General features: G+C 62.1%; 3 protein-coding genes. 2 read left to right on the plus strand and 1 reads right to left on the minus strand.

Annotated features, from left to right (window positions below):
* The first annotated feature begins 144 nt into the window (after positions 1-144).
* Complete coding sequence (kefF, locus tag Q1J43_RS09620) at positions 145-714, plus strand: glutathione-regulated potassium-efflux system oxidoreductase KefF (protein ID WP_301102266.1); 570 nt, start codon at positions 145-147, stop codon at positions 712-714.
* On the plus strand, positions 701-2509 hold the full coding sequence (kefC, locus tag Q1J43_RS09625) for a glutathione-regulated potassium-efflux system protein KefC (RefSeq protein ID WP_301102267.1): 1809 nt from the start codon (positions 701-703) through the stop codon (positions 2507-2509). The genes kefF and kefC overlap by 14 nt, the downstream gene beginning before the upstream one ends.
* A gap of 31 nt (positions 2510-2540) precedes the next feature.
* Here the strand turns inward: kefC and Q1J43_RS09630 are convergent, their stop codons facing one another.
* Positions 2541-6758 carry a hypothetical protein gene (locus Q1J43_RS09630; protein WP_301102268.1) on the minus strand — a complete coding sequence of 1406 codons (4218 nt, stop codon included), beginning with the start codon at positions 6756-6758 and terminating at the stop codon, positions 2541-2543.
* Positions 6759-6892: the final 134 nt, after the last annotated feature.

A 6892-nucleotide genomic window follows, 5' to 3' on the forward strand; every position in this document is an offset into this window, starting at 1 on the left:
GCGGCGCGACAAAACAATCCATCTTCCCCTACAGCTCGCCGAGAATCTTTCTGGTTCAGCGAGTTTTCCGGCATTACGGCTAATATCTATATAGCATGTTTTTTGGAGTAACCAGCCCTCATAATTTTGCGCTATGCTTGACCGATGATATTGATCATCCACGCCCATCCCTATCCACAGCGCTCCCGAGCAGGCCGCGCCATGCTTGAAGCGGTGCGCGGTCTGCCCAATCTGGAGGTGCGCTCGCTCTATGATCGCTATCCCGATTTTGATATTGATGTCGCTGCCGAACAGGCCGCCTTGGCGTGTGCGGATCTTGTTGTCTGGCTGCACCCGATCTATTGGTACAGCGTGCCGGCAATGTTGAAGCACTGGTTTGATGTGGTGCTACTGCGCGGCTGGGCATACGGCGAAGGGGGTGACAGGCTGCAAGGCAAACACTGCCTGTGGGTTACAACCACCGGGGGGCAAAAATCTTCCTTCGCCGAGACCGGAGTACACCAAGTGCCCTTCGAAGAATTTGCAGCGCCGATTCGCCAGACGGCCAGATTCTGCGGCATGGTATGGGAGCGGCCTCTGGCTCTGCATGGCGCGCACGTAATTCCGGATGATGAAATCGCGGCAGCGGCAATCACCTTTCGCGATCGATTGTCCGAGTGGTCGCCCGACCCGCAAGTTGCCAGCGCAACTCGGATGCCAAATGATTTTGCGTGATGCGCTGATCTATCTTGCGGCAGCGGTCATCTGCGTGCCCATCGCCTGGCGCTTCAAACTCGGCGCGGTGCTAGGCTACCTGATCGCCGGCATTACCATTGGGCCGTGGGGATTCAACCTCGTTTCCGATGTCGATTCCATCATGCACTTCTCCGAATTGGGCGTGGTGCTGATGCTGTTTGTCATCGGCCTGGAGCTTGAACCCAAGCGCCTGATAGAAATGCGGAAAAGCGTTTTCGGCGGGGGGGCGTTGCAACTGGGGCTCACTGGCATCGCGCTCGCCCTGGCTGCGGCGGCGCTTGGCCTGGAATGGAAAGCCGCGCTGATCGTGGGTCTGGCGTTGGCGCTCTCATCGACGGCCATTGCGATCGCCACTATGACCGAGCGCAATTTTCTGCCGACCCCCACCGGCCAATCAAGTTTCGCCGTACTTCTCTTGCAGGATATTGCTGCCATTCCCTTGCTTGCCATCATTCCGCTGATGAGTGAAATGGCCTCAAGCGGCACCGGGGCAAGCCCGGCCGAGCCAGCTTGGAGCAGCGCGGCGAAGGCGTTTGGAGCAATCGCTGCGGTGATTCTCATTGGCCTCTATTGCACGCGTCCAGTGCTACGGCTCGTGGCGCGAACCAATCTGCGCGAGGTGTTCACGGCATTTGCCTTGTTGCTGGTGATCGGCATCGCACAGATCATGTCGTTGGTTGGACTTTCGATGGGTTTGGGCACGTTTCTCGCAGGCGTGTTGCTGGCCAGCTCCGAATACCGCCACGCCCTGGAAACCGATATTGAGCCTTTCAAGGGCTTGCTCCTGGGGCTTTTCTTCATCTCCGTCGGGATGGCGATTGATTTCGGACTGCTGGTGAATCAGCCGGTCAAGGTGGCGATGCTGGTGGCAGGTTTTCTGACATTGAAGCTCGCCACGCTTTGGCTCACTGCGCGCATCATCGGGGTGACGGCCCGTCAGCGCTGGTTGTTTGCCATCCTGCTTTCACAAGGCGGAGAATTCGGTTTTGTGGTTTTTGGTGCGGCACAGACGGCGGGGATACTGTCACGCGAGTGGGCTGACTTGCTCAACATGACTGTCGCGCTGTCGATGACCAGCACACCGTTGTTGTTGCTGTTGCACGACTGGTGGATTGCGCGCATCGAATGTGCTGGCAAAGAACAAGCCGACGAAATCAACGCAAAGAATACGCGTGTGATAATCGCCGGCTTCGGCCGCTTCGGACAGATCGTCGGCCGTCTGCTGTTTGCCAATGGGATCGATGCTGTGGTGCTGGATCATGACCCGGATCAAATCGAGTTGCTGCGCAAGTTCGGCTACAAAGTATTCTACGGCGATGCGTCGCGCCTTGATCTCTTGCACGCTGCCGGTGCAGCCCAGGCCACTCTGATCGTGAATGCCATTGATGACGTTGAGGATAGTCTGTTGCTTGCCGATATCGTGCGCGAAAATTTCCCCGGCCTGAAAATAATCGCCCGTGCACGCAACGTGATGCACTACGTCGAACTGCGCTCGCGCGGCGTGGACATCATCGAGCGGGAAACCTTCGAAGCCGCGCTCAAGGCCGGCCGGTACAGCCTGGAGATATTGGGCATTGATCGCTTTCGGGCGCGGGATATGGCCAATATTTTCCGGCGCCACAATGTCCGCGACCTGGAAGCCCGCGTCTCCGACTTCAAGGACGAAGCGAGCCGTGTCTCTGCGGCCAAAGCGGGGCGTGATGAACTCGCCGCCTTGTTTGCACGCGACCGCGAGCAGTTCGAGGCAGGGCACTCATCGGAGGAGTGGCGTTGAGCCGGGACCTCCGGTCGAGTCCAACAGGCTGCTAGCTGGCGTGCGCCTCTGCCGCCTTCTTCTTGCGGCCGAAAATGATTGCCGTCGACTTCCAATAAGCGCCCTGGGTGTAGCACGACCATCCCCACTTGATCCACTTCATCAGCGAGAACGCCAGCCACAACGCCCAGGCCAGCATGATGACGCGGTAAGCGATCACGGGAATCGAGAAGACGCTGGCCGCCGGGGTCAGCGTACCGATCCGGTCCTGGTACCAGCGCAAGAAGAAGGCGTTCGATCCATTGCCCTGGATCAGCATGTCCGGATAACCGAGCAGGCCGTTCTGGAGAACCGAGAACAGCGCCGAGGCGGCGGCGAAAGTCAGCACCAGCAGCAGAGTCTGGACGGCGTTGAATTTCCAGGCCGAGGCCATCGGCGTAGCGCGCCGGCGCCAGGCCATGATCAGAAACCAGCCGGCGACCAGCACCGTGGCGGGCATCGACCACTGCATCAGGCCGACGCCCAAGAGCAGCCAGTCAAGGCTTGAGAGCGGCGTGTCGGCATGGCGGCCGGCGAGGACGGCGAGAATCAGGGTGACCAACAGCACTCCCCAGAGCAGGACCGCCGGACCCATCTGCGGCCCGGTGGTCAGCAGCACGACGCGGTCTTGCGGGACAACAATCTCGAGCAGGGCATTGACCGCCGGCAAGCCAAGATCGATCTGTGGCGCGACATAGGCGCCGCTAATCCCGTTGGCATCGCGCCAATCGATTTTCAGCAGGCGTGTTGCCGGCGTCACCGGGACAGTCAGTTTGCGCCCTTCGCTGCGCAGCGGTTGCATTGCACCGTCAACGTTCACCCCAAGCAGTTGGGCGTTTTCAGGCAGGGTGACGCTGTAGTTGCCACCGGTACCGGCACGCAGACTGATCTGCGCCGTGGCATCCGACGAACGCTTGCCAATCACTGAGCGTAGTGCTACGGCGTCCAGGGTCATGGTGCGACCGTCAACGGCAAGCGGCTTATCGATGGTCAGTTGCATTTCTTCGCCCGGCCACGGCAGCCAGGTCGGCAGCCACGCATCGCCGCGTTTCTGGTGCACTGGTGGAATCCCCTTCATGCTCACATGCCACAGCGGCGAGGCCTGGAGCATCCAAAGTTCACTCTGCCACGGATATGACGCGGCTTTGATGCTGATCTGCGGCCCCTCCTTGAGGCTGCTGGCAAACTCCGCGCCGGGGCTCTGCCCGAGTTCGATCAGGGCGTCACCCTGATCGACCCGGATCGCCGGGTCGGTTACCGCTTCACCGACAAGCAGCGGAACGCGCACCGTCGCCGGCGCCGTGCTCTGCCCCTCGCGCACGATCCGCGTGGTGATGCCCCAGGTCTGGCCAAGGTTCAGGGTACGTTCGACCCGGAAAAACGCAGGCAAAGACTCCCTGCTGGCGGCGCCATCCCGTGGCTCGGCGCCGGCCATTGGCGCCTGCCGCGTAAGTTGCACGGAACCGGCGGCCAACCCGCGCGCATCAAGACCGGCAAGCTGCCATCCGGAAAGCTCAGTAAGCATCTGGTGCGGCGCCATCGGCAGCGTCACAGGAAGCTCCGACAGCCGACCGGCGGCAATTTCCATCGTAATCTCAGTAACGCCCGGCGACAGGGTCGCCCACAGCGTGCCCGACTCGTCACGCCGGATCGCTACCGGATTGACTCCCGCAGTAACGGCCGCCGGTCTGGCACGGGCCCCCTGACCTGGCAACGGAACGGAAACGATGGCCTGGGCGTGGTATTGCGCACGAATGACGACACGATCGCCGTTCGCAATCAGCGTCAAGCGGGACAGTTCGGCGCAGCCCGGCATGCAGGCCGGGGGAGCAGTCAAGCGTTCGCGCAACTCGGCAAGAATGGCCGCGGAGGGCGTAGACGACGCTCCGGCATCGGCGCCAGGCGGCGTTGCCTCCTTGGCGGCCAGTGACTCGCCGGAATGACCGAGGCTCACAGCGGCAAGCACGACCAGCAGCGCCGTGCGGCCGACCAGGGTTTTTAGATCGCCGGACAGTTTTGCCGGCGAGACGCCGCAGGTTCGCCACAACGCCAGCGTCAGCATAATCACCGAGAGGATTCCCCAGGCCGCGTTCGCCCACGGTGGCAGGAGGACGAAACCCAGCGTCTGCTCAGCCGTAATCGGCCCCTGAATCGACATCCGGAAGGACCGCCAGGCCCAGCTCGGGATGCCTGGCCCGGTCAGGCTCTTGGCATTCGGATCGATCTTTTCGTAGCGTCGACTCAGGCTGCCACTCAGGCTGGGATAGGCTGGTTCGTTATTGATGCCCGCGTCCGCCATCTGCTCAAGCTTGTCTGCTTCCATCAGACTGCTCTCGTTGGCACGCTCGCGCTTCTCCTTGAGTAATGACTGCGACTGCGGTACGACCATGCTCTTGCCGCGTAGAGCGGACGGCTCCGCTGCGTAATGCTGGAACTGTAGCGCGGGATATAACGCCTGGCGGACCTGGAGAATGGCAAACGGGATCAGGAGCACGAGCGCCATAACCGCGAACATCGCCCGGATACGGGCCGCCCAGGCCTGCAATCGACCTTCCGGCAAGCCGCGGACGAGGGCGCTGGCGACGACGATACCGACCCACGGAAAGACCGGAATATCGTGGCTGTGCCAGGAAAGAATCAGCCCCACGCCAAGCAGCAGAGCGACGGGAAGGCCAAACAGGCGGAAGGTGCCGGCAACAATGACGGCGACGAAGAAAATGTCCCACAGCGTCCATGCACTGAGCCAGGCACCCTGTACGCTGTCGACGCCGGAGACGTGCAGCAGCCGCCAGCCGGGCGGCAGATTGAGCAGCCCCGTCCAGCCGGAGACATCGGCCTTCCAGCCGCTCACCGGGAGCGTTCGTTGCGACGTCTCGATACGGCTGTCGGCTTCGAGAGCGAGAGTCGCCTGACGCAGCTCGACCCCCTTGCTCTGACCATCGACACTGAGGGTAAGCGGCTGGTCCTGACCGCCGACGGCAACACGGCCAAGCTCGATCAACGCTGGCAGATCGAGCCGCCAGGTGCGCCCGAGCTGGCCGCTCAACCGGTCCTGGACGGTATAGCCCTGGCCGTCGAAGTCAAGCCAGAAGGTGCGCGCAATGCTGATCTTGTCGGCATCGCCGGCGGCGTTGCCACGTCGCGCCTCGACCAGTGTCAGCGTACTTCCCGGCCGCGCCAGGAAAGTCGGCAAGGCCGCCCATCCGGGCGGCGCGCCAACATTTTTCGGATCAACTGCAGGCAGGCCTTGCGCGGTAACGACACGGATTTCGTTGTGTGCCGCAAGCGCCCAAATTTCCTCATTGCCGGCCTCGGCCGGCAGCGTAAACTCCCCGGCCGACGTCATGCGCCGCGAGCCGACGGTGACCACCCAGCGCCCGGCGCGGGCCTGAACCGTGGCGACCCCCTTGGCATCGATGCGCACCGGCAATAGGCTGTCAATCGACGCCGGCAGCCAGGATTTGAACACCGCCGCCGGCAGCCGGATTTCGCGTGGTTTGCCGGCGACTGTCAGCTCATAACGCACCGTCGAACGAATCGGCACAGCATCGTCGAAATGCCGGAAAGTACGTACCGACAGCGTGTCCTCACTCTGTGCTTCGCCGCTCTTCTGCAACCAGATGCGGCCCTCGGCGTCGGGCAGCACATCAATCGCCGTGCCCTTGAGCGTGGTCCTGAGCAGGCCAGTCGCCACCGGGACGGTAACGCTCTGCGGCAGCGTCGTCCACGGCAAAACGCCGCTGACCTGGTAACGCCCCGCAGCAAGGCGCAGCGCCGGCCTCCCCTGCACCGCCAGCACCGGCACCGCCTTGCCGTCTATCCTGACTTCCTGCGGCCAGGCTTCGCCATCGCCCGGCAGCGCGACGACACTCTCCGGGGCAAAGACCTCAACGCGCTGGCGGAACGTAGCGCCGCGTTCGTTGATCTCAAGCAACAGTTCGCCCGGCCAGGTGCAGGTGCGTTGTCGCGCGTCGTTGAAGGCCGGCGGGCAGGCCAGTGTTTCCTGCCCGTACATAACCCAGCCGATCCAGGGCTTGAGGCTGTCCGGCAACCGCTCAGGCGGCAAGGGTGCAGACAGTGCGGCGGACGCCGCAAAGCTTGCTGCGATGGCCACCAGCAAAGATGCCAGCAGTCCGTCAAGTTTCTCAGTTTGAGGAGTCTGCGTGCCACGAAAGTTCAAGCGTAGCGTTTCGTTCATCAGTTTGTCGTCAATAACGATATTGGTGCGCATGATGCGTATCTTTTGCAAAGAATATATACACGGTAGGTAGTATTCCCTTAGCGCGGCCGCTGGCCGCAACCAAAAGGTGCCGCTCCCGACGCCGGCGGATTGAATTTTCGAGGACAATATCCTCAACCTCACGA

This window comes from Propionivibrio sp. (assembly GCF_029255185.1).
Taxonomy (GTDB): Bacteria; Pseudomonadota; Gammaproteobacteria; order Burkholderiales; family Rhodocyclaceae; genus Propionivibrio.

What these genes read in the sequence shown, in the direction of transcription:
- kefF (WP_301102266.1), top strand. Translation starts at nt 145, where the DNA reads ATGATATTGATCATCCACGCCCATCCCTATCCACAGCGCTCCCGAGCA.
- kefC (WP_301102267.1), top strand. Translation starts at nt 701, where the DNA reads ATGATTTTGCGTGATGCGCTGATCTATCTTGCGGCAGCGGTCATCTGC.
- Q1J43_RS09630 (WP_301102268.1), bottom strand. Translation starts at nt 6,758, where the DNA reads ATGCGCACCAATATCGTTATTGACGACAAACTGATGAACGAAACGCTA.